Genomic DNA, 26169 nt, shown 5'->3' with positions numbered 1-26169 from the left:
CTCTACGGCCCTCGGTCGCCGCATCACGCGGCGAGAACCGAAAGGAGCCGTTCGATGTCGCCTGCCCTCGCTGCACTGCCCTCGACGCTCGGCAGCTTCTCTCTCTCCAAGCACGCCTACGAACGCATGACCACGCGCTCGATCTCTCGCACCGCGATCGAGGCCGCGCTGGAGTTCGGGCGCTGCGTGGAGATCCGCGGCGCCCAGATCTTCGCGATCGGTCGCAAGGAGGTCGAGAAGTACCGGCGCGACGGCGTCGACCTGCGCGAGTTCGAGGGGACGCAGGTGGTCGTCACGGTCAGCGGCGCGGTGATGACGGTGTACCGGAACAGCGACTTCAGGAGCCTGCGCACGCGCCGTCGTCGCAGCTTTCGGCGGTGAGGTGAGCGATGGGATGGGCCAAGTACCTCGAGGACATCGTCAGCCGCCGCAACGGGACCTCACGAGTTCAAGCAGAGATCAAGCAGGTGGCAGAGCGCCGAACGCCACCGAAGGCCGCACCGAAGAAGACTGGAGACAAAGCCATGAGCAAACTGAAGGAGTTCACCGCGTCGAGCGCGAGGCCGCTGCCGGTGCTGCTGCTCGCCGATGTCAGCGGCAGCATGAGCACGAACGGGAAGATCGACGCGCTCAACGACGCCGTGCAGGAGATGCTGGAGAGCTTCGGCGGTGAGGACGACAGCCGCGCGGAGATCCACGTCTCCGTGGTCACGTTCGGCAAGGACGGCGCGAAGGTTCACCAGCCGCTCGCACCTGCCGCGAAGGTCCAGTGGACCCGTATGACGGCGGCCGGTGGGACGCCGATGGGCGCCGCCTTCGATGCGGCGACCGGCATGATCGAGGACCGCGCGCAGATCCCGAGCCGCGCGTATCGCCCGACGATCATCCTCGTCTCGGATGGCCAGCCCACCGACGAGTGGCAGGCACCGCTGAAGCGGCTCCTCGGCGCGGAGCGCGCGTCAAAGGCGGCTCGCTTCGCGATGGGGATCGGCGACGACGCCGACGAGGCGATGCTCTCCGCGTTCCTCGCGACGCCCGAGGCACGTGTCTACCGGGCTCACGAGGCGAGGCAAATCAAGCAGTTCTTCCGCTGGGTGACGATGAGTGTCACGCAGCGCTCGCGGAGCGCGAACCCTGACAGCGTCATCGCCGCGGAGCCGACCGATCTCGATGACTTCAACTTCTGAGCGCGCCGAGGCCTTCGTGTCAAACCGCCTACCCGACGACTACTTCGGCGCCAGCGTGGTCGGACCGCGCCATCGCGCCGAAGGCAAGTCCAACGAGGACAGTTGGCTCGGAGCGCGCGGAGCGTTCGGGACGCTGGTCGTCGTCAGTGATGGGATGGGCTCTCGACGCGAGGCCCGTCGTGGCGCTCAGCTGGCCTGCCGGGCGGTGCTCGATGCAGTGCGCTCGTGGCACAAGGCAGGCGCACGGGACCTGGACGAGCTCCTCGTCCGCATCGAGCCGGTCTGGTGTTCGCTCATCGCTCCGTCGACCGCTCGCGACTGTGCGGCGACGTGCTTGTTCGCGCTCGCGCACGCTTACGGGCAGGTTCACGTGGCGGCGATCGGCGACGGCCTCGCGCTCCTGCGAACGAGACGTGGGCTGGAGTGGATCGTGGGCCCGCGCTCGGGCGGCTTCGCCAACGAGACCGCCGCACTCGGCCACTCGGCGTCGTGGACGCACCGTAGCTTCCCACGCGCGGGCGGGGAGGTCGTCGTGCTCGCGACTGACGGGGTCGCTGACGACCTGCTGCCCGAGCGCATCGACGGCTTCGTGCAGTGGCTCATGGACGACTTCGCCGGCATGGCGCCCAGCCAGCGTTGGCGAGCGCTCCAGCGAGAGTTGAAGGACTGGCCCACGCCCCACCACACCGATGACAAGACCCTCGTCGTCCTCACGCAGCGGGAGGCGGTGCTCGCATGACGTCTGCTCCGCGCCAGGTCACTGACATCAACGGCGTGCGCTACTCCCTGCTCCGGCAGTTGGGGCGCGGAGGCCAGGGGGCCGTCTACGAGGTCGACGGCGGCAGGCTCGCTGCGAAGATCGTCTTCGACTCTTCAGCAGCTCGGCGTGAGCGCCTGCGCAACCAGCTCACGCAGGTCAAGCGGCTCTCCCTCGCCGATCTCGAGATCGCCCGGCCCATCGAGATGCTTCGCGAGCCGGTGCTCGGTTACGTGATGGAGCTGCTCACCGGCATGCAGCCGCTGAAGGCGCTTGGGGCTGTGCCCAAGGAGGAGAGTTCTCCCGCCACGTGGTACCTCGCGGGCGGTGGTCTGCGGCGGCGACTCCAGCTCCTCGCTCGCAGTGCCGACGCGCTCGCGGCTCTGCACGGCAAAGGGCTCGTCTACTCCGACCCGTCGCCCCACAACATCTTCGTCTCAGAGAGCCCCGCGGCGACGGAGGTCCGCTTCATCGACGCGGACAACATCCACTACGCGTCGGTCGCGGGCGTGCCCGCCGTCTACACCCCCGGTTACGGCGCGCCCGAGCTCGTGCGGTGCACGAGCGGCGTCAACTCGCTCACGGACGCTCACGCCTTCAGCGTGCTCGCGTTCCAGACGCTGTCCCTCGCCCATCCGCTCATCGGCGACGCAGTCAACGACGGCCCTCCCGAGCGAGAGGAGGAGGCTCTCGGCGGACGCCTGCCGTGGATCGACCACCCGACCGACGAGACCAATCGCGCGTCCTACGGCATCCCCCGGCCCAATGTGCTGTCGCGAAAGCTCCTCGACCTCGCCGAGCGCGCTTTCGGCGCCGGCCTCCGAGACGCGGCGAAGCGGCCTGGCGTCTCTGAGTGGGCCGAGTGCCTGCACGGTGCCGCCGACGCCACGTTGTCCTGCGCGTCGTGCAAGGGGACCTACTACTTCACGGAGAAGCTCTGCCCGTGGTGTGACGAGCCTCGGCCTGCGTTCGCCACCGCCGCCTTCAACCTGTGGGACCCCTCTGTCGGTGCGGGCGGCGAGCTACTGCAGAAGCCCGTAGGTGACCGCCGTCGTGCAGTGGTCGCTGCGGTCCTCGGACTGACCGACGGCGAGACCGTGTCGGTCACGCAACGCCTCGCGCATGGGCGCGACGGTGCTGCTGGTGCTCGGCCTGTCATTGAGCTCCAGCTCTCGGGCACGCGGCTCTCGCTGCGAAGCGTCGACGGCGGTCGTTACCGGCTCTCGTCCCCCAGCGGCGGCCGAGGTGCAGAGGTGACCGACCGCGTGAAGGAGATCCGGCTCGAGCCCGGCGTGGCCTCGTGGCGCCTCCACCTCGGCTCACCCGACAGCCTGCACCGCGTCGTCAACTTCGAACTTCGACCGGGAGCCGCCCGATGAACATCAACGACCTGGCCTCGGGAGAGGTCTCGACCTTCGAGGTCATGCCGAGCGCGGCAGCCGACTTCGACCTCGTCATCGAAGCTCGCGCGGAGGCGGCACTGCAGTTCTCCGATGTCACCGGCGACTCGCTGCTGCGAATCGGCGCGAGTGCGTGGAGCGTCGTCGGCGCTGACAAGCGGGCAATCGAGGCGCTCCAGCGACTTCGGGACCGCAACCTCCCGCGCGTCGCCTGGGTCGCCTCCGTCCGCCCGAAGGGGAAGAAGAGCGAAGCGGTGCTCGTGCAGGTGCATGAGTTCCCCGCGCGCTACGACTGGCCCGACCCGGTCGACATCGGCGTCGACGACAAGCTCGTCGAGCAGGTGAGGCAGAAGCTCGCCCGCAGCGTCACGGCTGCCGAGGCCACCCAGTGGCTGAACGATCGGTTCCTCCTCCAGGCCGACGATGGCACTGCGAGGGTGTTCCTCTCGGGAAGCCCGACGCCGGAGACCGACCAGAGTGGCGCCTTCCGGCTTCACGGCCGGGGGTACGCAGTCGACGTGGCGAAGGGGCGCGACGACAAGCTGCTCGCCACTCGAGTCGTGGAGGCGAAGCGCGGCACCTCTCCCGACGAGCGCCGCCCCGTGGTGCTCGTGCTCGGGCGCATTCGGTTCTGCGATGCGACCATCGCGGGCGCGTTTCGTGGCGCCGCGCGGACTCAGCTCGATCAGCTCGTCGAGCAGGCCGGCAGCTATCTCAACGTTTGGAAGGAGTACAACAAGCTCGAACGCGAAAGCGTGCTGCGTCGCGCGCGAACCCTCGGCTGGCTTCGGTACAGCAAGCGGCTGCTGCAGGGAGACGGGCGGTGGCGCTTCTTCGTAGAGGACACGAAGCAGCTCGAGACCGCCCTCCAGGTGCTGCGCAACGCGGAGGACGTCGATCTCGAGGCCGCGCAGAACCCGCCGCCCGAGCTGCAGCAGGCGACTGACGACGCCGCGACGACGACCGACGCCGGCGCTGCGCGCTCCCAGCGGTCGCGGATCTTCGTCGGCTCCTTCTCGGGCGCCGAGCCCCAGCGGCGCACGATCGACCTGCAGCCCCCGATTGACAGCGATGACCGTGAGCCGCCCGAGAGCGGCGTGTTGTTCCTGAGCGTGAGTGGCGATCGCAAGCGCCTCGAACGGCGCGAGCACGCGCAGTCGCTCATCGCGTCTGCCGAGTGCCCGATGCCCCAGCTTGGCCTCTTGCTTGAGGGAAGCGCCGTCCCCGAGCGCCGCAGAAAGACGGAGGACGCACTCTCTGTCGCCGCACGCGCGGTGTTCGGTGGTGACCCCACGGCGCGGCAGGTGGAGGCGCTGCGCGTAGCGCTCAACACGCCCGACATCGCCTTGATCCAGGGCCCGCCAGGCACCGGCAAGACGAAGACGATCGCGGCCCTTGAGGCTCGCCTCGCCGAGCTCTCGGAAGACGAGCTCGCTGGTCAGACCTTGCTCACGAGCTACCAACACGACGCCGTCGAAAACGCGGCGTCACGGACCCTCGTGTTCGGCCTCCCGGCGATCAAGGTCGGGCGCAAGCGAGGGACCACCGATCAGAGCGACGGCTTCGATCGCTGGCGTCGGGAGAGAGCTGACGCTGTGCGCGCAGACCTGTCGACCCTCCCCGAACGCCCCGTGACAGAGGTCCTCCGCAAGGTCAGAACGCTCGCCGCCGCCTATGTCGCGTCGCCGCTCACGGCCGACGAGTCGCTGCGCGTCGTTCGCGAGGTGCAGGACCTCTGCAGCAGCTACGTCCCGCCCACCCTGAACGACCGGCTCGACGTGCTTCGTCAGGAGCTCTCGCGCTCCCCGCAGATCGACGATGCCGAGGACGACGACCGCGCTCTTGCCCTCAAGGCAGTTCGCGCGCTGCGCACCGACCCCATCGCGTTCGGCGATGATGGTCCTCGGAACGCTGGCCGCGCACGCCTGCGGCTTCAGCGCATGGGTCTCTACGACGAGGGCAAGCACCGAGTCCTGAGCGAAGCGGCCGAGTGGACCAGCGACGACGCGCCGTCGTTCCTCTCCGAGCTGAAGACGCTGCAGGATGGTCTGATCGATCTTCTCTCGGCCGAGAAGCCGGTCGGCGCTCCGATGGTTCACAGCGACCTCGAGAGCCTTCTCCCGGAGATCGTCGACGCGCTCTACGCCAAGGCTCGCGAGTCAGCGGGCGGCGAGGACGCGGTCCTCTACGAGTACCTCAACGACCTGGAGAACGACATCGATGCGGTCCGCGACGCGGTGCGGAGCTACACCGTCGTGCTCGCCGCCACCTGTCAGCAGTCGGTCGGCTTCCAGATGAGCCAGGCGAAGGGCGAAGACACCGTCTTCGCGAACGTGATCGTCGACGAGGCCGCGCGCGCCAACCCGCTCGACCTGTTCATCCCGATGTCACGCGCGGAGCGGCGCATCATCCTGGTCGGCGATCACCGCCAGCTTCCACACATCCTCGAGCCCGACATCGAGAGCCAGCTCGAGCAATCGGTCGCCGACGCGACGACGGCCGCGCTGCGTCGCAGCCTCTTCGAGCGCCTGTTCCAGGCGATGAAGGAGCGAGAGGCGAAGGACGGCATCAAGCGCACGGTCACGCTCGACAAGCAGTACCGGATGCACCCCGTGCTCGGGTCGTTCGTCAGCGACACCTTCTACGCGCCCTATGGCGAGGGCTTCGAGTCTCCCCGCCGCCCGGAGGAGTTCATTCACGACCTGCCGGGATACGCCGGGCGCGTTGCCGCGTGGGTGGACATGCCTCTCTCGCGCGGCCGCGAGCACGGTGGTCAAAGCAAACGGCGCGCTGTCGAAGCCGAGTGGATCGCGAAGGAGGTCGAGCGCCTCGCGACCGCGCGGCGAGATCTCAGCTTCGGCGTCATCTCGTTCTACTCAGCACAGGTCGACGAGGTGCTGCTCGCGATGGAGAAGCGTGGGATGTCCGAGCGGCTCGACGACGGCTCCTACCGCGTCAAGGACGCTTGGCGCGAGACGCGCGGCGAGGACGGGCGGCTCATCGAGCGACTGCGCGTCGGTACTGTCGACGCCTTCCAGGGCAAGGAGTTCGACGTCGTGTTCCTGTCGATGACGAGAGCGAACGACCTGCCCGTGTCGGATGAGCGCTCCCTCCGACGGAAGTTCGGCCACCTGATGCTCGAGAACCGTCTGTGCGTCGCGATGAGCCGGCAGCAACGGCTTCTCGTCGTGATCGGAGACTCGGCGATGCTGAGGGGCGAAGCGTCGGAGAAGGCGCTGCGCGGCCTCGTCGCTTTCCGTGAACTCTGTGGAGGGAAACATGGCCTTGCTGTTCAAGCGTGAGGCGCCGGTCCTCCACTTCGGGCCGCGTCTGCCCAAGGAGCCCAGCACGAACCAACGGATGCGGTGGAGCGAGCGCCGCTTCGTCCTCTGGCCCGCACTGATGTACCGCGTGGTGGCCCCCGAGGTGCGCGACCGCGAGCTCAACGTCCTCCAGAAGGCGGTGCTCGGGATGTGCCGTGCGGGTACGACCAACGTGCAACGCATCGGCGATCGGCTCCACATTCACCCCGACCTCGCGGCGCTCATCTACCTGGAGTTGCAGGAGCGCGGGCTGCTCGGCAGCAACGGGCTACCAACAGAGAAGGGACGCGAGCTCTTCGAGGAGGAGACCCTCGATGCGCGCCGGATGGTCACAGGCCACGTGTTCCAGGACCCGTGGTCCGGGGACCTCTGGCCGCGCTTCGTCGAGAAGCTCGACTACGTCGAGTTGCAGCAGAACCCCAACGGGTTCCCCGACCTCGTGCTCGGCTCCAAGGGCAAGCCCCGCCGGGAGCGAGCATTCATGGTGCTCCCCGGCGACCTCGCCATCCCGCCGGCGCCCGGTGCTTCCGACATCGTTCGCGTCACCCGTCGGCATCGCTCGGCGCTTCGACGCTCGGAGTCCTATGAGAGCGCCGACGAGGACGACACGTTCGCGCATGCGGGCAGCGTCGTTCTCGAGCGCGTGTCGCTCGTGGACGATCGGCCCACGCCGGTGTTCGTCACGAGCTTCATGTACCTGCCCGAGGCCGGTGACCTCGCGGGCGAGTGGCACGCGTGCGACCCCTTCGGACTTGGCGTTAGCCCGACGCTGCGACGAGCGCTCGAACGCGAGATGCGGTCGTCATCGGGTCTCCGCTCGGTGCTCGAGGGCATGATCGGCCGCTCGCTCGACGAGCAGATCCAGGACCAGCAGCGCTGGGCAAGCGAGATTCGCGCGATGGCGATCAACAACGTCGAGAAGGCGCTGTCGATCAGTGCGCGCGATCTGCCCCAGTACGAAGACCTCGTCGCGCTCGAGTACGCCCACGTCGAGGCTGAGCTGCTCGGCGATTCGTGCCCGGACCACAAGCTCCGCGCGCTCGTCGGCGATGCCCGGCGCGCGCTCGAGGCCACATTCGGCGCGATCTTCCAGCGCCATCCGCCGCGCCAAGTCTGGCGACGCGTCTACACGGATCGTCGGCCTGTCGAGGACGACGTCTACTGCCAGGGTGTCTACGAGGCGTCGGCGAAGGCCGTTGGCTTCCACGTGCCGCTGCCCGAGGCGCTCGCTCGCGTGAAGCCTAACCACGTGAAGGCCGCGTGCTACCCCGACGGCAACTGGCGTCTTCGCGGCGCGATCATCGCCGCCGTGCTCGCAGCGCGCGACGACCGCGCGCATCCACTTCGTCGCGCCGCAGCGCAAGAGCCGAAGCTCCTCGAACTACTCGACGGCGTAGCGAGGGCTGGCGGTGCGGTTCACGCCGGCGCCGAGCGTCCATCCCTTCAGTCGGTGCTGCCTGTCGTCGCCGACGTCCACCGCGCCGTAGGTCTGCTCTCGGGCCTCGGCCAGCCGCTCGACTCCGCGAGGATCTGACAGACCATGAGCAAGAAGAACAAGCACCGCCATCAGCAGCAGCAACAGCAGGCCAAGGCCCCCAGTTCCTCGGCGATGGCACAGGCGACGCCGCTCGTCGTAGCCCCTGCGGCCCCCGAGACGCCAGCCGCTGCGCTCGCGGCGATCACCGAAGCAAACGACGCTGTCGTCGCCGAGGCGACGGAGGAAGAGCTGAACGTCGCGCTCGCTACCCCTCCATCCTCGGAGGCGTCGAACCTCGATCTCATCGCCGCGGCGAAGCGGATCGACGAAACCCTCGCGCTGTTGAAGGCCCGGAGCGATCAGCTCGCGAAGCGTGAAGAGGAACTCGGCGCGCTCGAAGGGACAGTGCTCGCGCGTGACGAAGCGCTGAACGCGCGCGCGACTACGCTCGAGGATGCGGAACGAGGAGCCAAGGAGGCACACGCCAGGGCGAAGCAGGCCGAGGAGGATCTGCGGACGCGCGAGCTCGACCTCCAGGGACGCGAGGTTGCGATTCGCGAGCGCGAGCTGAACGCAGAGGCGGGCTTCGCGGCCGAGCGTAGGGCATCGCTGAAGCAGCTCGACGACGAGGCGGTGACGCTCCGCGACGAGCTCTCCAAGGCGCGGGCGCAGATCGCCAAGGAGCGCGCGGACTGGGAGGCCCAGCGCCGCGCTGAGGACGAGCGCTGGCGTGACGAGCAGAAGCGAGCCGCAGCCATGCACGAGAGTGCCCTCGCGGAGACGGAGCGTTCGAGCGCCGAGCAGCTCCGCGTCGAGCGCGAGCTGCTCTCGAAGGAACGCGCGGAACTGAAGAAGCGCGCGGCGCAGGTCGAGCTCGAGCGGGATGTCCTGCGTGAGGACCGCGAGGCGTTCGACGAGCGAGTGGCGCGCCGTGCAGCCCACGAACTAGAGACGGCGAAGGCCAAGCAGAAGGACGTCGAGGCGCGCCTCGCGAGCGCGCAAGCGAGCAGGGATGAGCTCTACGAGAAGCTGCGTCTTCGCGACGAAGCAGAGCGCGCGTTGGGCAATCGACCTCTCGACGAGGTGAAGAAGGAGCTCGACAGCCTCATCCGGGAGCGCGACTCGCTGAAGGCGCTGCTCGCCAAGCGTCCGAACCACGATGTTACCGAGCGGCTCGCTAGCCTGGAGCGAGCGCAGGAGGAGTGGGAGTCGGAGCGCGCCCGGCTCACGCAGGAGAGCGTCGCCGCCAGAACCGCGCTCGCGAAGGCGTCGATCGCCGTCACGGAGCTCGAGACGCTTCGCGACCAGAAGGCTGCGCTGGAGAGCGCCCGCGACCTCCTGCATACGGCGCTCGAGGAGCTACGCAAGGATGTCAACGAGCGCATTCGACGCGCCGACGGCGTGAGCCCATTCCCGGCATGCAGCCAGATGGACGGCGACAGCGGGCTCCAGACCCAGACGCCCGTGACCGACGAGATCTCCGACCTGAAGGCGTTCTGCCAGGATCTCCAGCACCGCATCGCCATCGATCCGGCCAACCCGGACAAGGTGCTGTTCTACGAGCTGCGTGACATCCGCTGCTTCTTGGGCGGCCTCGCGATGAGCCGACTCCACCTGCTGCAAGGCATCAGCGGAACCGGCAAGACGAGTCTGCCCCTCGCGGTCGCGCGGGCGCTCGGTGCGGGCTCGACCCTCGTCGAGGTGCAGGCCGGCTGGCGAGACCGCCAGGACCTCGTCGGGCACTTCAACGCCTTCGAGCGGCGGTTCTACGAGTCCGAGTTCCTGCAGGCTCTCTACCGCGCGCAATGCCCTCGCTATTCAGGGCTCGTCAACATCGTCGTCCTCGACGAGATGAACCTCTCACACCCCGAGCAGTACTTCGCGGACCTGCTCTCGGCGCTCGAGCAGGATCCGCATCTCCAGAAGCTCGATCTCATGACCGCGCCGGTCGAGCCTGCCCCGGCGAACCTCCGCAACGGCCGCACGCTCACGATCCCGCAGAACGTTTGGTTCGTTGGCACCGCGAACCACGACGAGACGACCAAGGATTTCGCAGACAAGACCTACGACCGCGCGCACGTGATGGAGCTGCCTCGCAACCGCGCGCAGTTCCAGCCGCAGCGCCTGCCCGCGCGCGCGCCGGTCTCGTTCGACGCCGTTCGCGCGGCGTTCGCCAAGGCGCAGCAGGCTCACGAAGCCAAGGCCAAGGAGGCCTACGCGTTCGTCGACGGCTCGTTCGCAGACCTCCTCGGGCGTCGCTTCGGGGTGGGCTGGGGCAATCGCCTCGAGCGGCAGATGCTCGACTTCGTTCCGGTCGTCGTAGCGGCGGGTGGCACGGTGGGCGAGGCTGTCGACCACATCCTCGCAACCAAGCTCCTGCGCAAGGTCCGCGATCGGCACGACACGCGGCCCGAGGACCTCACGGCCCTCGGTGAACGGATCGCAGAGGCGTGGCCGAAGCTGGATAAGACCACCGGCGCGGTGCGCTCCATGGCCATCGTTCGTGACGAGCTGCGCCGACTCGGAGCTGAGGAAGAGGCGTGAGTATCCGAGTCCGCGACCGCCTCGGCGCCATCGGAGAAGCCCGCGCCGGCGCCGCGCTGCTGGGCCGCCTCGTCGTGCGCGAGGGTGCCCCGGGCGAGCTGTTCATGAACTCGCTCCCGGCCCACGACGGCATGTTCTTGGTGCCCGAGTCGGCTGGACGCTGGCACCTGCTGCGCGGCGCTGAGCGTGTCGAGGGCACCTTTGCGCGCGCTCAACTGCTCGACCCGCTGGACGTCGCAAGCATTCGTACGGTCGGACGCAGCTTGGGCGAGTTGATCGAGCAAGGCGGCACATGGCTCGATGTACTCGACGTCTCGCCGTTGGTTCCGGGCATGTCGAACCGCGCTGAGTTCCAGCCGTTCGAGCAACTGCTCAAGGAGAACGTCGGGCATCTCGCGGAGGTGTGCAGGAAGCCCAGGACGCACCTGCGCGTCGAGGTCGAGCGGATGGCCGTCTCGCGCGCCCGCCGGTTCCCGGCGCAGGCCGCGAACTACCTCGCCGCGCACACGGAGGACTGGGAGCGGCCAACTCTGCGCTCCGTGGTCCCCAAGAGGATCCTCGCCACCGTCCGCGAGGACCAGTTCGACATCTACGAGAACCGCGTCGCAGTGCGGCTTGTCGACCACCTCGTGGTGTACCTGCGCCGGCGCGTTCACGAGGTGACGCGGCTCCTGCGTGTGTTCGAGGAGGCGGCCGGGAACCACGGCGCGGCGGCCGCTGGCTCGCACTGGCGCCAGGGGCGCATCTACAAGCTGTGGGGCGAGACTCTCGACGCGAGTGAGGCGAAGCGGAAGGCCGAGCGCACCCTCGCGCAATTGAAGCACCTCCTGTTCACGATCTCCGGGATGAAGGACTCGGTGCTCTACCGAGAGGTGCCACGAAGGGCGACGGTGGGCACCACGCTCACGATGACGAACATCCTGAGCGACGACGCCCACTATCAGCGGGTCGCCGAGCTCTGGCTCGAGTGGGCCCGGCTCGGACAGGAGCGGGCCGTCCGGCCGCGAGCGTACTTTGAAGAGATGCAGGATCTCTGTCGTTCGTTCGACAGCTTCGCGCTGCTGCTGACGCTTCGGGCGCTCGACCAACTCGGGTTCGAACCGACCAACCTCGAGCGGTTGCTCTCGGGCCCCGAGGCAGAGGTGCGTCACGGCTCGCGCGTCGTGCGCTTGTCGTGGGCTATGGCCGACGGCGCGATCTCGCTTCACGGAGAGGGCGTCGAGCTGCTGCGCATCGTCCCGCTGTGCAGCTCCCTCGCGGCACTCGATGACGAGCAGCTCCGCGGCGTGCTCGCCGACGCTGATGCGCACGCGGTCAACGGCGCGACGACGGTCATCCTCTACCCGTCGCCCTCCGATGCCGCTGCGTTCGAGCACCTCGCCCCGGAGCTGGCTGGGCGGCTTCGCTCTCTGGCCCACGAGGTCAGCAAGGCCGGTCAGCGAGCCGTCGGCTTCCTGCCTGTGTCCCCGTGGGACATCGGCAGCGTGGAGCGAATGGCACGCCAGCTTCGCTGGGTCACGACGGCCCCGACGTTCCTCGCGTATCCACCGATGATCGCAAGGCCGGATTCGCCGGAGCTGAGCCGCGGGCACACGTGGTTCGAGGTCGCGGGCAATCAGCTCCGCATCGTGCGCGCACCGCTGGAGAACGATGCGGTGCCTGCCAATCGGCTTGTCGATGACGCCGCCGCGCAGCTCAAGCGGCTCGAGGAGGAGCGGGAGAGCGTCTCTCTCAAACTTCGCGAGGCGGTTCGAGACCGTGGAGCGACCGGCGTCGTCAATGCGCGCAAGAAGGAACTGAACGCGGAGATCACCGACGCGGAGAAGAGGCTCGAAGCGCTCCGGCGCTTCGAGCGCGAGCTGTCGAGAGCGGTCGAAGTGGTCGACGACCTTCTGGGATGTCCGACCTGCAACACGCGCGCGGATGCGCGGCGCGACTTCAAGTCGATGGGCCAGCACTTCTCCTGCACGTGCTCGGACTGCTCGACGACGTGGGGCACGATCGCTTGCGGTCGCTGCTCGAAGTCGATCCCTGTGCTGCGGCTCCACGGGACGGCCTGGACGACGCTGGCTGGCGAACCGGGGTGGATCGACCGGATGCTGGGGGCTGACGTGCTCGCGGTCCCCTGGGTAGTCGGCACGGAGATCGGGTTCGTCTGCCCGTCCTGCGGCAATTGCCCCAGGGATGCGCTCACGGCTGCGTAGAGCCGCTCAGCCCACCAGCTTCCTGAGCATCGCCATCCCCCGCTCGACCTCGGCCGGCGTCGCGTCGGCGAGCTCGAGGTACACGCGGCCGCGGGCGTCGTAGAAGCTCTCGGTCTGGACGATCCAGCGCTCCCGCTCGGGCGTGGCCAGCTCGACGTCGGCGGCGAGCTTGTGGAGCGCGGCGCTCACCAGGCGGTGGCTCGTGCCCTTCGGGAGCCGGATCTCGATCTGCGGCTCGGCCGTCCCGTAGCGGCTCTCGCCCTGGCTCACCGTCTTCGTCGTCTGCGTGTTCTGGCTCGTGGTCCGCATCGTCGTCCTCGCGTTCTGCAGGGCGGCTCGTCGCCCGTTGCGAGGGACATACAGGCTTCGGTTCGCGCCCCTAGCAAGGCCAAGAACGTCGGTTTCCGATGTCTTTTCGAGCGGTTGGAATAGCCGCGAGGTTCCGCGCCCTTCGGGCTGCCCGGCCGACGGAGGCCGACGGCCTACATCCGCCGCGTGAGCCCGGTGCGGAGCATCTCGGCGACGAGCGACGCGGCCAGCTCCTCGTCGGTCCCGCCCTTCACGTCGAGCTCGACCTCCTCGAACTTGCGCGCGTTGGCGATCACCCACTCGATGTACTTCGGCACCGTGAAGTCCTCGACGCCGAACGCGATGTCCTGCATCGCCTTCACGATCTGCAGGGCGGTGCCTTGGAACACGCGCCCGTCTCTCATCACGATCTTCATGCTGCGGTCTCCTTCCGGCGCGCTCGCCAGCTGCCCGAGTCGATGACGGGGCGACCTTCGACCTGCTCGGGCGCGAGGAGGTAGGTCTCGACGGCGGCGCCGTCCTCGAGGGCGATGCGCGTGCGCCGGTAGAAGCGCGGGTGCCCTTCGAGCCGGTCGAGCGCGGCGAGCGTGGCCTCGTCGACCTCATACACCTCGCCGGCCACCGCGTGCTCGCCGCCACGCACGAGCCCGGGGAACGCGCCGAGGTCGCGCAGCTCGAACGCGGGCTTGGTCCTCGCCTCCGCGACGAGCCGGGCGCCCGTGAGGAGTCGGTGGTTCGGCTCGCCGGCGAGGAGCGTCCCGTAGACGAAGACGCGCGTGGGCGCGCCACGCTGGCCCTTGGGCGCGTTCATGGCTCCACCCCCGCTGCGGTGGCCAGGGGCGCGACGTCGAAGCCCAGGCGGGCGTACGCGCGCCACAGGACGCGGAAGTAGCCGGGCTGCGGCGCCCAGGGCTCGAAGCCGTCCTCGGGCTGCAGGTACGTCGTCGCGCGGCGGCGTTGCCCGTGCTCGTCGAGCACCAGCTTCACGACGCGCTCGTAGGCGAACGGGTGGCCCTCGAAGCGATCGAGCGCGCGGAGGTCCGCGTCGTCGAGGCGGTAGAGGAGCCCTTCGACGCGGGCGCCTCGGGCCCGCACGACGCTCGCGACCGCTCCGTCCCAGCGGTGGCTGAAGCCGCCGAAGGCGAGCGCGTAGTTGGGCAGCACGGCGCGCGCGACGGGCTGCGCGCTCGCGCACCGCGAGCGCATCTGCTCGTCGTCGAGGTTCGAGCCGTACGCGAAGTAGAGCACCTGTCCCATCTTCTCATCTCGCCGCGGGCCGAGGCCCGCCGTAGTCATCCATCGCTTCCGTTGGCGGCCGAGTCCAGGGCCGGCGTCGTGGCCGGCCCCGCGGCCCTCACGCTGCTGCTCGGGCATCGCCCACCTCCTCGCTCGCGGGGGCGCTCGCGGCCGGGCGGCGGTCGCGGCGCTCGCCCTTCCATGCCGCCGAGCCCGCGAGCTTCTTGGTGAGGTGCAGGCGCGCGGTCTTGAACTCTTCGCCGATCAGGCCGAGGTGCAGGAGCACCACCCGGAAGTCGTACTTCGCGGTGGCGGGGTTGAACTCCCGGCGCTTGCTCGATGCGGCCTTCGAGGCGAGGGCCTTGGCGGCCATCGCGAGGACCAGTTGCACGTAGGCCTTCACCTCGCCGGCATGCAGGGTGCCGTTGAAGTAGCGGAACTCCAACGTGCCCCTGAAGAAGAGGCTGTTGAGGTTCAGCCCGCGGTAGCGGCTGCTGTGGTAGCGGCTCGGCGTCTCGCCGCTGCGCCCGTACCAGGCGTCGCGCACGTCGCTCATCGTCTTGGGGCGGCGCGCCTCGAGCGCCTCGATGAAGCGGGCTTCGATCGGGCGGCAGTAGCGCGCGAGGCGCTGCTCGCTGACGCCGAGCGCGTGCTCGAGGAGGCGCTCCTGCTTGTGAACCAGCTTGACCAGGTTCACCACGCTCTTGGCGTCGAAGCGCTCCGCTCCGACGTGGATGTGGATGCCCGTCGAGTGGTCGGTCCTCGCGCCCGCCGTGCGCACCGCGCGGATGATGTTCTGCAACTCCTCGATGTCCTCGTAGCCGAGGACCGGCGAGACGATCTCGCCGCTGTTCTCACCGCCGCTCAGCGAGCCGTCCGGCACGACCTTCCAGGTCCGCCCGCTCGCGGTGGTGATGCGCACGTCCCGGTAGTCGTTCGAGATGGTGCCGCCCACCACGCTGTGGATGGCCTCGGCGAGCTTCGTCCGGCTCAGGCCCACCGTCTCGATCTCGATCCCGAATCGCAGCGCCTTCATCGTGGTCGTCCTCGCGTTTCGCGCGGGGCCCAGTGCCCGTCGCGTGAGGACATACAGGCTTCCGTTCGCACCCCTGGCAAGGCCGAACACGTTGATTTCGCATGTGTTTTCAGGCGCTTGGAATAACCGCGAGGTTCCGCGGACATGGGGCGTCGGAGGCGTTGTAGGCCTGCCGACGCCCCGCCGATTCCGCCGCGTTCACGCGCCCGCGGTGCCCGCGTTCGTGAAGAGCGCGGCCGCGTCGCGCGCGCCGAGATGCGCGAGGTAGTGGCCGATGGCCCCCCGGAAGAACTCCATGCGGTTCTTGATGCCCTTCGCGCGCCAGGCCTCGTCCATCTTGTCGGCGACGTCCGCCTCGAGCCGCAGCGGGAGGATCTTCACATCGAGCGGCTCGCCATCGCGCGCGCGGGTCTTGCGCGGCCCGACGTTGATGCGGCCCTTCTCGGCCTCGCGGATCTTCCAGATGAGGTAGCGGCGGTCGTCGCTGCCCGTCGAGCGACCGACGACCTCGAGGTACTTCGTCTGCAGCTCCTCGACCGTCATCGACGCGAACCGACCGCGCGGCTTCGGGAGCGTGCTCTCGGCGAGCGTCGTCTCGGGCTCGGGCACCGGCGTCGCGTGCGCGCTGGTGCGCGTCGGGCGCTGCGGCTCCTCGGCCGGCGCGGGCTCGACCGCGCGCGCGGCGAGCGCCTCCTCGATGCGCCGGACGAGGAACTTCTTGTTCGGGCTCTTGGTGGTCTCCCCCGTCGCCTCCTTGAAGCGCTCCCACAGCGCCGGCAGCCCGAGGGCTGCGAGGTTCTCCTTCTTGGACTTCGCCTTCGTGGTCTTGGTCTTCGTGCTCATGACTGCTCTCCTCGTCGGGCGCTGGGTACACGTCGCCCTTCACGCGCGCGCCCGTGGCTCGCGTGGTGGGCTTGCGCTCCGTGATGGAGCGCGTCGTCGTTCAGGTCGTCAGCGCTTCAGGCTCGCGAAGCACGCGAGGTCGATGGCGCGCGGGTCGCTCGACACGAAGCTGAAGCGTCCCTCTGCTGCGAGCCAGGGCTGCACCTCCACGCGGTCGTCGGCGGTCACGCCGCCCGCGCGCTCGAGGTCTTCCTCGTCGCGGACGTACTGCCCGTCCTGGTCCGGGTCGTAGTCGGCGCGCAGCGCGTTCTTCAGCACCGCGACGATGCGCACCCTGTGGCCACGCAAGTAGCCGTGCTCGGTGCCGTCGTAGGTCGTCGTGCTGCCGAGCGTCTTCATCGGTCCTCCTTGGCGGCGGCGAGCCCCGCGCGGTACGCGGCCTCGAGCGCGGCCTTCACCGACCAGACCGCGACGTCGTGGAAGTCGAGCGAGTCGCTCTTGCGTGTCTCGAGCGTGTCGATGTGGAGCGTCGCCTTCGCGATGGCGGCGAGCAGCTCCTCGACCGTCGGCTCCTTCTTGCCGGGGCGCTTCTTGTTCGTGGTCTGCATCGTCGTCCTCCGCGTTGATCGCCTCGCCATACAGGCTTCCGTTCGCGCCCCCAGCAAGGTCATTCCGTGAAGAATCGAGCTCGCCGGGAACCGCGAACGCGCTCAACGCGTGGCCACGCTCCACGCCGTCTTCGAGCCGTAGCGGAGCTGTTCGCCCTCGACGAGGAAGACGTCGTTCTTGGCGGTGCCGCGCTCGAGGCGGGGCTCCTCGTCTTCGTCGCCATCGACGTCCTCGTCGCGATCGGCGCTGAGCATCTCCTCGCGCGTCGTCACGCCCGCCAAGGAGCACTCGAACGGCCAGCTCTGCTGCATCATCACGAGGACCTCGGCGTCCGGGTCCTGCTCCTCCAGCAACTCGATCAGCTCGCTCACCTTCATGTCGTCGTCTCCGTCGGGGTGGTTCATGCGGTGCGCCCCGTTCGCGACGACATACAGGCTTCCTTCTGGCGACCTTCCAAGGCGAAGAAGCGAGAAATCGACCGGCGCGCGGAAGCCCGCGTTACCTGGCGAGAACTCCGCAAGCAGTACTCACGCGGCCCTGTCGTGCAGGTCCTCGATGGCGTCCTTGAGCGCGACGAGAGCGGCCTCGACCTTGGTCACGGCCTCGGTCTGCACGCGCCCCATCTCGGCCACCTTGTCGAACAGCTCGCGGAGCTGCGCGTCCTTCTTCTCGTTCACGCGCCAGAAGGCCCAGCCGAGCACCGCGACGAGGCCGTAGGGGCCGGTCGCCTGAAGCCACGTCGCAACGCTGGTGAAGGTATCCATCCGTCTCTCCTCTTGGTCAGGCCACAGCGGGCGTGGGCAGCAGGTCTCGAACGTCGGCACGGCGCACGCCGGTCGCGCGCTTCACCGCTTCCTCGAACGCGACGTCCGGCGCGAGCCCGGCCTCGAGGCGCAGCCATGCGTAGAGGACGAGCATCGAGCCGTCCGCGTGCCCGAAGTACTGGTGCGCGAGCACACCCGGCAGCGGCGCCTTCGCGGCGGCAGGCACGAGGCCCAGTGCGAAGCGTCCGTCCCGAAGCCCCGGCCACACGCGCGGCACCGCGATGCCCGGCGCGGGCGCGCTCGTCGTCCAGCGCACGAGCGCGGCGACCGCTTCCGCCTGCGCGGGCGTCGGCAGGACGTACTCACCCTTGTGCGCCCACGGCGCCTTGATGACGCGGTCCCACGGCAGGCCCAGCTTGAGGTAGCTCGGGTAGTAGGGGTTCACGACCTCGACGCCGAACGACGGGCCGTTGTGCTGGCTCGCGTGCCAGAGGATGTCCGTCGCAAGGTCTCCGTGCTGCGTGAGCGCGCCGTCCGCGCCCATCACGAGGTGGACGCTGAGCCCGCGCTTCTTCAACACCGCGATGGTCGAGTCGACGCTGCGCGTGACGGTCTCGTGGATGACGAGCTCGACCGCGCGAGCTCGTTTGCCCTTCGAGGGAAACCGATGGACGCCGTCCTCGGCGAACGTGCGGATCGAGAGGCCTTCGACCGGGCACGTGGCCTTGCCGCCGACGATGAAGCCGCCGCTCACTGGCCGGGCTCCTTGCCCTGGAGTTCCTCGACGGCACGCACCGGCAGCTTCAGTCCCGTGTCGAAGAAGCGGGCCCTGACCTCGGTGGCGATAGGCTTGGTGACGATCTGCGCGACCTTGCCCACGAGAGGTTCGACGACGCGCCCCTTCTTCACGAGCTGCGAGTGCAGCTCGTCGACCATCAGACGGTGAAGGTGCCCGGAGCTGCCTTGTGCCGGGTGCGCCTGCTCGCTCGCGGGCGAGCGCACCAGGAACTCCCGCGAGCGACACGTTGGGCACTCGGGCAGCGGGACCACGCCGTCCTCGACCTGCTCGGCGCGCTCCACGCCTACCGCGAGGTTCGCGAGTGCGACTCGGTTCTCGCGATCACAGCCCGCGCAGCGCTGGACGATCTCGAGGTCGGTGATTTCCTGGATGGCCATCGATGCTCCTCACGCGATCGCGGTGTACGTGCCGAACCACCAGACCGTGGAGAGGCTCGCCATGGTCTGGTAGCTGAAGACGCCGAACCCATCGCGGTCGGCGAAGTACGACGAGGGGCTCCCTGAGAACCCGCTGCTCGTGTTCAGCGCGCTGAACGTGATCGAGGACGGCGTCGCCGGGAACCGGTTGCGGAACGTGACGGAGCCTCCACCGGCGAGCGTCCGCGTCGCGCTGTCGGCGTTGGACCACTCCATCCCGACGCGGCCGACCTCACGCACCGTTCCCGTCAGCTCGAACGCGGAGTTGACGGTGCTGCTCATCGGGAGGCGCCACGTACGCGTCCAGGTCGTGAACGTCGCTGCGAACGAGTCCTCGTGGAGGAACTCGATCTCGTTGCGCGCGAAGCGGAACGCGCCGCAGAAGGTACCGCCCGAGTCGCGCACCCACTGCGCGCCGTCCCAGGACGCGTTCAGCGTGAACCAGACCGAGGAGCCGTCCGCGTAGATGCGGAGGTGCGTCGCCGCTGCGCCGGAGGCGTTCGAGTCGAGAATGAGCGCCTTCGTGCCTCCGAGCGGCGGCTGGCGGATCGCGCGGTGCTGGCCGGCGTTCGCCTCGTTGCCTCGGAAGTGGTCGCCCTCGACGGCGTCGAGGATCTCGGCAAGCGCGGCCTCGACGTTCGCGGCGTTGAGGTTGTTGCCGGAATCGGCGACCGAGACTGCGCTCGCCGCGTGCGCGCCGCTCGCCTGGTTCACGTGGCCGTTGAGCCCGCCGAGCAGCGTCACGAGGGCTGCGCGCAGCGTGCCCGCAGCGATCGCCGTGGGCGCGCCCGCGATCGCATCGACGCCGACGAGCCCCGCGCCCGGCGACGCTGCCCCGGTCGCGACGAGGTCTGTCACGATCTCCTGGAGCTGCGCCTGGACGTTCGTGCCGGCGACGTTGTTGTGAGGCGTCGCCGCGATGGCCGCCGCGTTGTGCGCACCGGTCGGCGCGCTCACGTGCGTGTTCAGGAAGCCGAGGAGCTGCGCGAGCTGGCTCTTGACGGAGCCCGCAGGGAGCGCGTTCGGCGCGCCCGCCGCCGCATCCACGCCGACTCGCGAGGCACCGGAGCTGCCCACCGCTCCGGTCGCGAGGTCGTCGATCAGCTCGTCGACGGCGGCCTGCACGTTGCCCGCGCCCACGAACCCGTGCGGCGCGTAGTCGATGGCGGTCGCGGCGTGGCGCCGGGCGACGGCGGTGAAGTGGTCGCGCAGCTCGGCGTCTGCCTCATCGAACGCCGCCTGCACGGTCGCGGCGAGCGGCTGGAGGATGCTCCACGTCCCGGTGGTCACGGCCACCGAGGTGCCCTGCGCGAAGATGAACGCCTGCCGGCGCGAGGTGTCGAGGTCGGCGACGAGGATCTGCGTCTGCCCCGGGCGGCGGCGGACATCGCAGAGGAGCAGCTCGTCCGCCTGGAGCGCGGGCTTCGGCGCGACGCCGATGGCGCCCTCGGGAGCCTGGCGCACGACGAGCTCGAACGACTCGTCGCGCCGGAAGAACACCTGCTGCGAGTTGCCGTCCGTGCGCGGGTCGGAGAGCTGGCGCTTGAAACGCAGGAAGATGCCCAGCCACCGCTCGTTGCCGACCGTGGCGACATCGGTCGGGATGCCCACGAGGTCGACGGCGCAGTCCACGGTCTGGCCCGTGCCGAAGAACATGCGCTGACCGAGGTTGTCGTAGGCCCGCCCGGGCGCGGTGAGGTCCACCGTCAGGTCGGGCACCGGCGAGTGCGGCGCGGGGACCGCGCCCGAGACGATGCCGTAGATGTTCAGGTCGGCGGCGAGGTCCCGGTCCGCCTTCTCGAGCAACGCGAACGCGAGGTCGAGCTCGGCCTCGGTGACGCGCTGGCGGAAGTAGAAGTCGACGCGATCGGCCATGTCCTTGCCTCAGCGGGCACGGGGCCCTCGGAGAGGCAAAGCCTGTCGGGCGGCGTCTTGGGGACAGCGCCCCGACCGATGTCGCAGCGGCGCTCGCTGTCCCGTAGGATTCGAACCCGAGGACCGCTCAGGATGCCGTCAGATAGCTACAAAGAGTTCCAGCAAAACCTCACCGACGTGAAGCGGCTCGTCTCGCTCCACAACAATCTCAGCCGACCGAACGGCACAGGCACACGCGGCAAGCGAGGTCTCGGGCACCTCACGCGCGGAGGAATCGTTCTGCTTTGCGCAGCCTGGGAACGCTACGTCGAGTCGGTACTGGAGGAGGGAGCCGCCTTCCTCGCCAGGAAACACACCCTCGCGACGCTGCCGGCTTCGCCCAAGAAGCTCGTTCAAGACTTCGTGAACGGCGGCAAGTCGACTTTCACCGCCGCGACCCTGCCCGCGAACCTCGAGGCAGCAATGATCGAGGCGGTCCGATTCAAGACAGTTGGTCCACCGGGCGGCGTGGGAGGACTGAACACCCCGAAGCACAAGCAGCTGAAGCCTCTCTTCGATACCATGCTCTGCGTTCCCGACGTCGGGACACAGTGGAGCAACGGCACCACGCCCATCGATAACTTCGTTTCGGCAAGGGGCGAGGTCGCCCACCGTGGTGGTCAAGCCAAGTACGTCCACTTCGCCGTTCTCACCAAGGCAGTCGTTCTCGTGTCGGGCTACGTGATCGAAACCGACAACTACCTCAGCGATCATCTGCGCAGCCAGGTCACGCCCCATCGCCGCCCCTGGAACCGTCAGACGCCGTAGGTGGCCTCCTTCCGCTCAGTGTAGGTCCGTGGTCTCGCCGAGGTCGCTGAGCCCCAGCTCCCAGTGGTTCGGCAGCACCGGCGGCAGCGGCTCGACGAGGTCCACGAAGTGGGTGTGCGCGGGCTTCAGGTACTCGACGATGGCGCGGAGCTGCTGGCGCTCGCGGTCGGTGAGGATGCGCGCGACCTCGACGTTGAAGGCGTAGCGCGCGAAGCGGTCGGAGGGGCCGAGCACCCAGTCGACGCCGAGCAGCGACTCGCCGAGATAGAGCGTGTCGGCGTTGAAGGGCGTGATGGCCGAGATGTCGATGCCGAGGAAGAAGCGGATCGCGTTCTGGATGCCCTTGGCCGTGCCCTTCTGCCGGTACATCTCGACGAGCACCGACGCGAGGCGCCGCTTGCCCATCGCGTCGAGCTCGAACGGGAACGGGTTGCCGAGGTCTCGCAGGATGAGGTCGACGAAGGCCTCGGGCGCGCGCTCGAGGTCGAAGATATCGGGCCAGCGATCGACGTCGGCGAGCAGGAGGTCCGTCACCTCCTGCAGGCACGCGACGAACCGGAACAAGTCGCCGGTGTGGTCGTCGCGTCGGTTGTGCTTCGGCAGCATGCGCCACAGATCGAAGCGGCGCCGCTCCGGGCGCGCGGGACGGAAGCCGGTGAAGGTGGCGCGGTCGTAGGGACCGAGGACGGCGTTGCCGAAGAGATCCGTCACGCCGACGGCCACGACCTCGTGAAGCACGTCGGGCGTCATTTCGGTGTCGAGAGTGAGGAGGACGATACTGCCCTCGACGTTCACACCGGCGACGGTGACTGAGACGGCCGGCGCGCCCTTCGGCGTGAGGAGGAAGCTCGCCCCGCTCGGGACCAGCACGGGCTCGTCGAATCCCACGCGCACGGTCTTCTGCGCGAGCGCCTGTGCGCCGACGACACGCGGCGCAGTCCGGTCCTCGACGACGAACGAGTACACCTCGTCGAGCGAGGCCGCGCCGCCCACGGTCTGAGCGAGCACGCGCACGTGGACCGTGGCCAGGCTCGCGAGCGGAGCCACCGGATGCAGCACGACGCGCAGCGTGTCGGTGGTCTGCGTGACGCTGGCCAGCGGGCCCGCGAAGGCCGGGGCGAGCTCGGGCACGGCGCTGCCGTCGAACGCGAGGACGCCGTCGATCCACACGCGCGCGGTCGAGCGCTCCACGCCGTCCGGCCCGGTGTCGACCAGCTCGAGGGCGATGGTCGCGTCGATGGGCACGCCGCTCTCGCCGGGGCTCGGGTCACGGTTCACGAGCACGAGCCTCGGCGTCGTCACCACGAGCGCCACCGAGTCGACGTAGAGCGCGGGTAGCTCGAGGGTGCTCATGCCGGGCTCCTCACGCGGTCACCAGCTCGAGCCGCACCCCAGCGGTATGCAGGCCCGAGAGCTTCGAGACGTTCGCGGCGAGGTCGGTGACGAGACGCTCGCGGCCGGGCTTGGCGCGCATGGTCGCGTGCTTGGCACCGTCGACGATGATGCTCGCCTCCCACGCGAGGCCGGGTGACGTCGACGCGGGCACGCGCAGCCGTAGGAGCGCGCGCACCAGCATCACGCCGGTGAGGTCCGTCTGCTGCGTGACCTCGGCGTGGTCGCCGGGTGCGAGCTCGAAGAGGCGCCCGAGCTCGGCATCGCCGAGGACGAAGGCGTAGTCGCCGCCCGTCGCCTTCGACGTCGCGAGGCGCCCCTGTCCGCGCCCGAGACGGCTGGTGAACGCGGTCAGCGCCATCGCTCACACCTGCCGGAACAGCTCGAGGTGGTCGAAGTACGCGCGCCGCGTGACGTCCTTCACGGAGAAGCCGAAGCCGCCGCGCCCCGACGTGAGCGGCTGCGAGCCGGAGTTGATGCCGAGGTGGTCGTCGATGAACTCCACCATGCCGGACACGGGCTGCCAGTCTGGCGGCGTGCCGAGCGCGTGCAGCGCGAGATCGCTCTGGAAGACCTTGAGGACGACGTCACCGTTGGTGTTCACGATGACGTCGAGGCGCAGGTGGAGCCACGTCGCCTGCGCGAACGACGCCGCCGACTTGAGCAGCACGCCGGGCCCGTCCGCCGTCGGCAGGCCCACCGTGACCGCGCCCTTGCGCAGCACGACGCGGTGCGGGTCATCGTCGGAGAGGCCAAGCAGGTACGCGCTGTCGTTGACCGAGTTTCCCTGGCAGCAGAGGAACAGGAACGGCGAGAAGCCCGTGGGGCCGCCGCCGGGACCGCGCTGCACGACGCCGCGAATCGAGCCGCCCTTGGCCATCGGCGCGAAGCTCGCGAGGTTGGCGAACAGGCCCACCGCACCCTCGACGGCAGCGAGCGAGTTGAAGGCGTAGAGGAAGCTGCCGCCGCCCGGTGGGCGCGCGATGCCCGCCGTGACGCCGCGATCCACCGTCGCGATGTCGAGCCCGTCGTTCAAGTAGGTCCAGTCTGCTTCGGCCATCGTTCGCTCCTCAGAGGGTCGTCATGCTCGTCCACGCGTTGTTGAAGTCCTCGACGGCCTGCGCGCCCGCGTCGAACATCGTCGTGCTCGAGGTGACCGCCGCCCACGTCCAGGCGTAGAGCTGGTTGCTGCGCCACTGGTCCTCGAAGTCCTCGCGCGGCTCGCCGTCGAAGACGCCCGTCGCGCTCGCGACGTCCGCCCACTCGCGCGCGTAGGGCACGTTGCTCCAGCCCGTCTCGCACTCCTCGGCAGGCTCTGCGTCGAACGTCGCGGTGACGAGCTGCGCGGGCGGAAGGTCATAGAGGTAGACGGCGTTCGCCCAGCCCGCGTCGAACGCTTCGTAGCCCTTGAGCGCGCTGTCGAAGAACGCGAGCACCACGACGACGTCATCGATGGAGTCGAGCAGCTCGAACCACCGCTCGAAGTCCTCCCATGCCTCCTCGGGCGCGGTGCCGAAGCCCGCGAGCTCCTCGGCGCTCGTCACTGCCGTGAGCAGCCAGTGCTCGGCCTCGCCGGGCAGCGCGCCCGCGTCCTCGAAGCTGGGGTTCTCGAGCGCCATCAGAGCAGCTCCCCCGTGTCGCCGTTGGTCAGGGTCACGGTCCGCAGGACCGGGAACTCGCGCACGTTGAGGCGCACGTCAGCGGGCAGGCCGTTGAGCGTGAGGTCGAGGCGCGCGTCGCCCATCTTCCGCACGCCTGGCGTGTCGCGGATGACGTTGAAGAGGTCGCTCCAGGCGATCTCGCCGACCGGGTTGCCCTCCGCGTCCTTGATGTTGAAGCCGAAGTCGACGAGCGGATTCGGCGTGCCGTCGGGCTCGTTCACGCGGAAGTACGCGGTGAGGTTCGCGCGTACGCGGTCGCGCAGGTCGCTGCCGGCGTAGCCTTGGCGCAGGAAGATGCGCGCGGCGACGTCGACGGTCTTGTAGACCGGGTCCTGCACGCTGACCTGGAACGTGAGCGTGCAGGGATAGACCTCGGTCACCTGCTGGAGCACGAGGTTCTTGAGCGCGGGCGTGGGGATCGCGCCAGACGCCTGGGACTGCGGGATGACGTAGAGGATTCCCGTGTTCTCCGCGATGGTCGGGTCCTCGTTGGACGTGAGCATCAGCGAGCGGGCGACGCCGGAGAGGCGGCGCGCGTTGATCTCGAAGTCCTCGCGCGCGACGGTGCGCGTGAGCGCGCGCAGGCTCTCGGGCGCGAGCAGCTTCGCCGACGCGACGGTCTGACGGTCGGCGCCGCCCGAGGCTGGTGCCGGGTTCCGCACCGAGACCTGCACAGCGTTGCCGTAGGCGTCCTTGAAGGCGCCCTCGATGACCGCGATGCGCTCGGCGTCGACGTTGCCCGCGCTGCCGCCGCCGGTCTTGTAGGTGACCGAGACGGTGCCGCTCGGTGGCATGCCGCTCACGCCGTTGCCGAAGCGCAGCGTCGCGCGGTCGTTCTGGTCGACGGCGACCACGAAGTGCCGGTCGTTCGGGCGCGAGTCGAGGAAGCTGTCGACCTCGGTGAACGCACCCTGCGGCGTCGAGACGACGGCCGAGTCGTCGAGGTACGGGGCGAAGTCGAGATGCAGCTCGAGGTCGGCGAGCCCGCGCGCGTCGAAGAGTTGCGTGTGCGCCTTCGAGTTCTCCACCAGCGCGACGACGCGCGGAGGATCGGCGGCGGCCCCGATGACGGCGGGCGCGAGAAGCTGGAAGCGCACCGGCTCGGTGACCTCCTGCGTGCGCAGCACCGTGCCGGCCGGGATGGTGACGCTCGCCACCGGCACACGCGCAAGCTGGAGCCAGACCTCAGCGGTCGCCGCCTGCGCGCCGTGGAGCCGGTAGCCGAGCATCTTCGCCAGCGCCATGACGCTCTTGCGCTGCGTGGCCGTGACGAGGCGTGACTCGCGGGCGAGGTTGTCCTGGTAGAAGGTCAGGACGTCGCCGACGTAGGCATAGAGCTCGACGAGCAGGTTCCCGAAGCTGGCGACGTCGAAGTCGGTCCAGTCCGGGAACACGCTCTTGATGAGCGCGATCAGCCGCGCCCTAAGGGCGTCGAAGTCTTTGTCGGTGTAGTCGACGGACTCGGGCAGCGTGGCCACGGCGGGATGCCTCCGGGGAGGCAAAGCCCCGGAGAACCAGCCCTCGGGGACG

At 69.1% G+C, this 26169-nt stretch carries 27 protein-coding genes; 9 read left to right on the top strand and 18 right to left on the bottom strand.

The genetic code is table 11. The features are described 5' to 3' along the window. Window positions 1–54: 54 nt before the first annotated feature. The 8 genes from IPK71_17325 (at window position 55) to IPK71_17290 (ending at window position 12892) form a co-directional block, all read left to right on the top strand. Window positions 55–381 (top strand): DUF4258 domain-containing protein, encoded by a 327-nt coding sequence (locus tag IPK71_17325; protein MBK8215497.1) that lies wholly within the window; start codon window positions 55–57, stop codon window positions 379–381. 143 nt (window positions 382–524) lie between these two features. Then, window positions 525–1187, top strand: coding sequence for a VWA domain-containing protein (locus IPK71_17320; GenBank protein ID MBK8215496.1), 663 nt, complete (start codon window positions 525–527; stop codon window positions 1185–1187). Window positions 1188–1203: 16 nt separating this feature from the next. Next, a complete protein-coding gene (locus tag IPK71_17315) occupies window positions 1204–1926 on the top strand; it encodes a protein phosphatase 2C domain-containing protein (GenBank protein MBK8215495.1) in 723 nt (240 codons plus the stop codon). After that, on the top strand, window positions 1923–3323 hold the full coding sequence (locus IPK71_17310) for a serine/threonine protein kinase (protein MBK8215494.1): 1401 nt from the start codon (window positions 1923–1925) through the stop codon (window positions 3321–3323). The genes IPK71_17315 and IPK71_17310 overlap by 4 nt, the downstream gene beginning before the upstream one ends. Next, on the top strand, window positions 3320–6646 hold the full coding sequence (locus tag IPK71_17305) for an AAA family ATPase (GenBank protein ID MBK8215493.1): 3327 nt from the start codon (window positions 3320–3322) through the stop codon (window positions 6644–6646). The genes IPK71_17310 and IPK71_17305 overlap by 4 nt, the downstream gene beginning before the upstream one ends. A 109-nt stretch (window positions 6647–6755) precedes the next feature. Then, entirely contained in the window at window positions 6756–8201 is a 1446-nt protein-coding gene (locus IPK71_17300; protein MBK8215492.1) for a hypothetical protein, read from the top strand. A gap of 6 nt (window positions 8202–8207) precedes the next feature. Further along, window positions 8208–10688, top strand: coding sequence for an AAA family ATPase (locus tag IPK71_17295; GenBank protein MBK8215491.1), 2481 nt, complete (start codon window positions 8208–8210; stop codon window positions 10686–10688). Next, entirely contained in the window at window positions 10685–12892 is a 2208-nt protein-coding gene (locus IPK71_17290) for a hypothetical protein (GenBank protein ID MBK8215490.1), read from the top strand. The genes IPK71_17295 and IPK71_17290 overlap by 4 nt, the downstream gene beginning before the upstream one ends. A gap of 6 nt (window positions 12893–12898) precedes the next feature. Here IPK71_17290 and IPK71_17285 read toward each other — a convergent pair whose 3' ends face one another. The 13 genes from IPK71_17285 to IPK71_17225 form a co-directional block, all read right to left on the bottom strand. Beyond that, window positions 12899–13201 (bottom strand): hypothetical protein, encoded by a 303-nt coding sequence (locus IPK71_17285; GenBank protein ID MBK8215489.1) that lies wholly within the window; start codon window positions 13199–13201, stop codon window positions 12899–12901. A gap of 173 nt (window positions 13202–13374) precedes the next feature. Further along, a complete protein-coding gene (locus IPK71_17280) occupies window positions 13375–13605 on the bottom strand; it encodes a hypothetical protein (GenBank protein MBK8215488.1) in 231 nt (76 codons plus the stop codon). An 8-nt stretch (window positions 13606–13613) separates the two neighbouring features. Beyond that, entirely contained in the window at window positions 13614–14012 is a 399-nt protein-coding gene (locus tag IPK71_17275; protein MBK8215487.1) for a gamma-glutamylcyclotransferase, read from the bottom strand. Continuing rightward, entirely contained in the window at window positions 14009–14449 is a 441-nt protein-coding gene (locus IPK71_17270; protein MBK8215486.1) for a gamma-glutamylcyclotransferase, read from the bottom strand. Before IPK71_17270 ends, IPK71_17275 begins: the two co-directional genes overlap by 4 nt. A gap of 106 nt (window positions 14450–14555) precedes the next feature. After that, on the bottom strand, window positions 14556–15473 hold the full coding sequence (locus IPK71_17265; GenBank protein MBK8215485.1) for an amidoligase family protein: 918 nt from the start codon (window positions 15471–15473) through the stop codon (window positions 14556–14558). Between the two features lie 198 nt (window positions 15474–15671). Further along, window positions 15672–16316, bottom strand: coding sequence for a hypothetical protein (locus tag IPK71_17260; GenBank protein ID MBK8215484.1), 645 nt, complete (start codon window positions 16314–16316; stop codon window positions 15672–15674). A 108-nt stretch (window positions 16317–16424) separates the two neighbouring features. Continuing rightward, window positions 16425–16715: a hypothetical protein gene (locus IPK71_17255; protein ID MBK8215483.1), complete on the bottom strand. Its 291-nt coding sequence runs from the start codon at window positions 16713–16715 to the stop codon at window positions 16425–16427. Continuing rightward, the gene (locus IPK71_17250) at window positions 16712–16924 is read right to left on the bottom strand and encodes a hypothetical protein (protein ID MBK8215482.1); all 213 of its coding nucleotides are present in this window, start codon (window positions 16922–16924) and stop codon (window positions 16712–16714) included. Before IPK71_17250 ends, IPK71_17255 begins: the two co-directional genes overlap by 4 nt. 102 nt (window positions 16925–17026) lie before the next feature. Continuing rightward, on the bottom strand, window positions 17027–17302 hold the full coding sequence (locus tag IPK71_17245; GenBank protein MBK8215481.1) for a hypothetical protein: 276 nt from the start codon (window positions 17300–17302) through the stop codon (window positions 17027–17029). Between the two features lie 150 nt (window positions 17303–17452). Next, entirely contained in the window at window positions 17453–17689 is a 237-nt protein-coding gene (locus IPK71_17240; protein ID MBK8215480.1) for a hypothetical protein, read from the bottom strand. A gap of 16 nt (window positions 17690–17705) precedes the next feature. Next, a complete protein-coding gene (locus tag IPK71_17235) occupies window positions 17706–18428 on the bottom strand; it encodes an N-acetylmuramoyl-L-alanine amidase (protein ID MBK8215479.1) in 723 nt (240 codons plus the stop codon). Window positions 18429–18439: 11 nt separating this feature from the next. Next, window positions 18440–18865, bottom strand: coding sequence for a hypothetical protein (locus IPK71_17230; protein MBK8215478.1), 426 nt, complete (start codon window positions 18863–18865; stop codon window positions 18440–18442). 9 nt (window positions 18866–18874) lie between these two features. Then, window positions 18875–20779, bottom strand: coding sequence for a hypothetical protein (locus IPK71_17225; GenBank protein MBK8215477.1), 1905 nt, complete (start codon window positions 20777–20779; stop codon window positions 18875–18877). Between the two features lie 132 nt (window positions 20780–20911). Here IPK71_17225 and IPK71_17220 point away from each other — a divergent pair, with 132 nt between their 5' ends. Continuing rightward, window positions 20912–21586: a hypothetical protein gene (locus IPK71_17220; protein ID MBK8215476.1), complete on the top strand. Its 675-nt coding sequence runs from the start codon at window positions 20912–20914 to the stop codon at window positions 21584–21586. A 15-nt stretch (window positions 21587–21601) separates the two neighbouring features. Here the strand turns inward: IPK71_17220 and IPK71_17215 are convergent, their stop codons facing one another. From IPK71_17215 to IPK71_17195, 5 genes are read right to left on the bottom strand one after another with little or no spacing between them, the layout of a single operon-like run. Then, complete coding sequence (locus IPK71_17215) at window positions 21602–22939, bottom strand: phage tail protein (protein MBK8215475.1); 1338 nt, start codon at window positions 22937–22939, stop codon at window positions 21602–21604. A 10-nt stretch (window positions 22940–22949) separates the two neighbouring features. Then, the gene (locus IPK71_17210; GenBank protein MBK8215474.1) at window positions 22950–23339 is read right to left on the bottom strand and encodes a hypothetical protein; all 390 of its coding nucleotides are present in this window, start codon (window positions 23337–23339) and stop codon (window positions 22950–22952) included. A 3-nt stretch (window positions 23340–23342) separates the two neighbouring features. Then, window positions 23343–24038, bottom strand: a complete 696-nt coding sequence (locus tag IPK71_17205; GenBank protein ID MBK8215473.1) for a hypothetical protein — start codon at window positions 24036–24038, stop codon at window positions 23343–23345. A 10-nt stretch (window positions 24039–24048) separates the two neighbouring features. Next, the gene (locus tag IPK71_17200; protein ID MBK8215472.1) at window positions 24049–24597 is read right to left on the bottom strand and encodes a hypothetical protein; all 549 of its coding nucleotides are present in this window, start codon (window positions 24595–24597) and stop codon (window positions 24049–24051) included. After that, entirely contained in the window at window positions 24597–26117 is a 1521-nt protein-coding gene (locus IPK71_17195) for a baseplate J/gp47 family protein (GenBank protein MBK8215471.1), read from the bottom strand. The genes IPK71_17200 and IPK71_17195 overlap by 1 nt, the downstream gene beginning before the upstream one ends. Window positions 26118–26169 lie beyond the last annotated feature (52 nt).

The organism is Myxococcales bacterium (assembly GCA_016712525.1).
In the GTDB taxonomy this organism is placed as follows: domain Bacteria; phylum Myxococcota_A; class Polyangia; order Polyangiales; family Polyangiaceae; genus JAAFHV01.
Note: the sequence above shows the minus strand (reverse complement) of the source record. Positions and strands in the feature narration are given on the sequence as shown.

Coding starts and splice junctions, on each gene's coding strand:
- IPK71_17255 (MBK8215483.1), bottom strand. CDS start 16,715: ATGAAGACGCTCGGCAGCACGACGACCTACGACGGCACCGAGCACGGC.
- IPK71_17240 (MBK8215480.1), bottom strand. CDS start 17,689: ATGGATACCTTCACCAGCGTTGCGACGTGGCTTCAGGCGACCGGCCCC.
- IPK71_17320 (MBK8215496.1), top strand. CDS start 525: ATGAGCAAACTGAAGGAGTTCACCGCGTCGAGCGCGAGGCCGCTGCCG.
- IPK71_17210 (MBK8215474.1), bottom strand. CDS start 23,339: ATGGCGCTGACCGCGTTCACCAGCCGTCTCGGGCGCGGACAGGGGCGC.
- IPK71_17305 (MBK8215493.1), top strand. CDS start 3,320: ATGAACATCAACGACCTGGCCTCGGGAGAGGTCTCGACCTTCGAGGTC.
- IPK71_17325 (MBK8215497.1), top strand. CDS start 55: ATGTCGCCTGCCCTCGCTGCACTGCCCTCGACGCTCGGCAGCTTCTCT.
- IPK71_17230 (MBK8215478.1), bottom strand. CDS start 18,865: ATGGCCATCCAGGAAATCACCGACCTCGAGATCGTCCAGCGCTGCGCG.
- IPK71_17245 (MBK8215481.1), bottom strand. CDS start 17,302: ATGAAGGTGAGCGAGCTGATCGAGTTGCTGGAGGAGCAGGACCCGGAC.
- IPK71_17225 (MBK8215477.1), bottom strand. CDS start 20,779: ATGGCCGATCGCGTCGACTTCTACTTCCGCCAGCGCGTCACCGAGGCC.
- IPK71_17260 (MBK8215484.1), bottom strand. CDS start 16,316: ATGAGCACGAAGACCAAGACCACGAAGGCGAAGTCCAAGAAGGAGAAC.
- IPK71_17280 (MBK8215488.1), bottom strand. CDS start 13,605: ATGAGAGACGGGCGCGTGTTCCAAGGCACCGCCCTGCAGATCGTGAAG.
- IPK71_17295 (MBK8215491.1), top strand. CDS start 8,208: ATGAGCAAGAAGAACAAGCACCGCCATCAGCAGCAGCAACAGCAGGCC.
- IPK71_17250 (MBK8215482.1), bottom strand. CDS start 16,924: ATGCAGACCACGAACAAGAAGCGCCCCGGCAAGAAGGAGCCGACGGTC.
- IPK71_17205 (MBK8215473.1), bottom strand. CDS start 24,038: ATGGCCGAAGCAGACTGGACCTACTTGAACGACGGGCTCGACATCGCG.
- IPK71_17265 (MBK8215485.1), bottom strand. CDS start 15,473: ATGAAGGCGCTGCGATTCGGGATCGAGATCGAGACGGTGGGCCTGAGC.
- IPK71_17310 (MBK8215494.1), top strand. CDS start 1,923: ATGACGTCTGCTCCGCGCCAGGTCACTGACATCAACGGCGTGCGCTAC.
- IPK71_17220 (MBK8215476.1), top strand. CDS start 20,912: ATGCCGTCAGATAGCTACAAAGAGTTCCAGCAAAACCTCACCGACGTG.
- IPK71_17275 (MBK8215487.1), bottom strand. CDS start 14,012: ATGAACGCGCCCAAGGGCCAGCGTGGCGCGCCCACGCGCGTCTTCGTC.
- IPK71_17200 (MBK8215472.1), bottom strand. CDS start 24,597: ATGGCGCTCGAGAACCCCAGCTTCGAGGACGCGGGCGCGCTGCCCGGC.
- IPK71_17215 (MBK8215475.1), bottom strand. CDS start 22,939: ATGAGCACCCTCGAGCTACCCGCGCTCTACGTCGACTCGGTGGCGCTC.
- IPK71_17285 (MBK8215489.1), bottom strand. CDS start 13,201: ATGCGGACCACGAGCCAGAACACGCAGACGACGAAGACGGTGAGCCAG.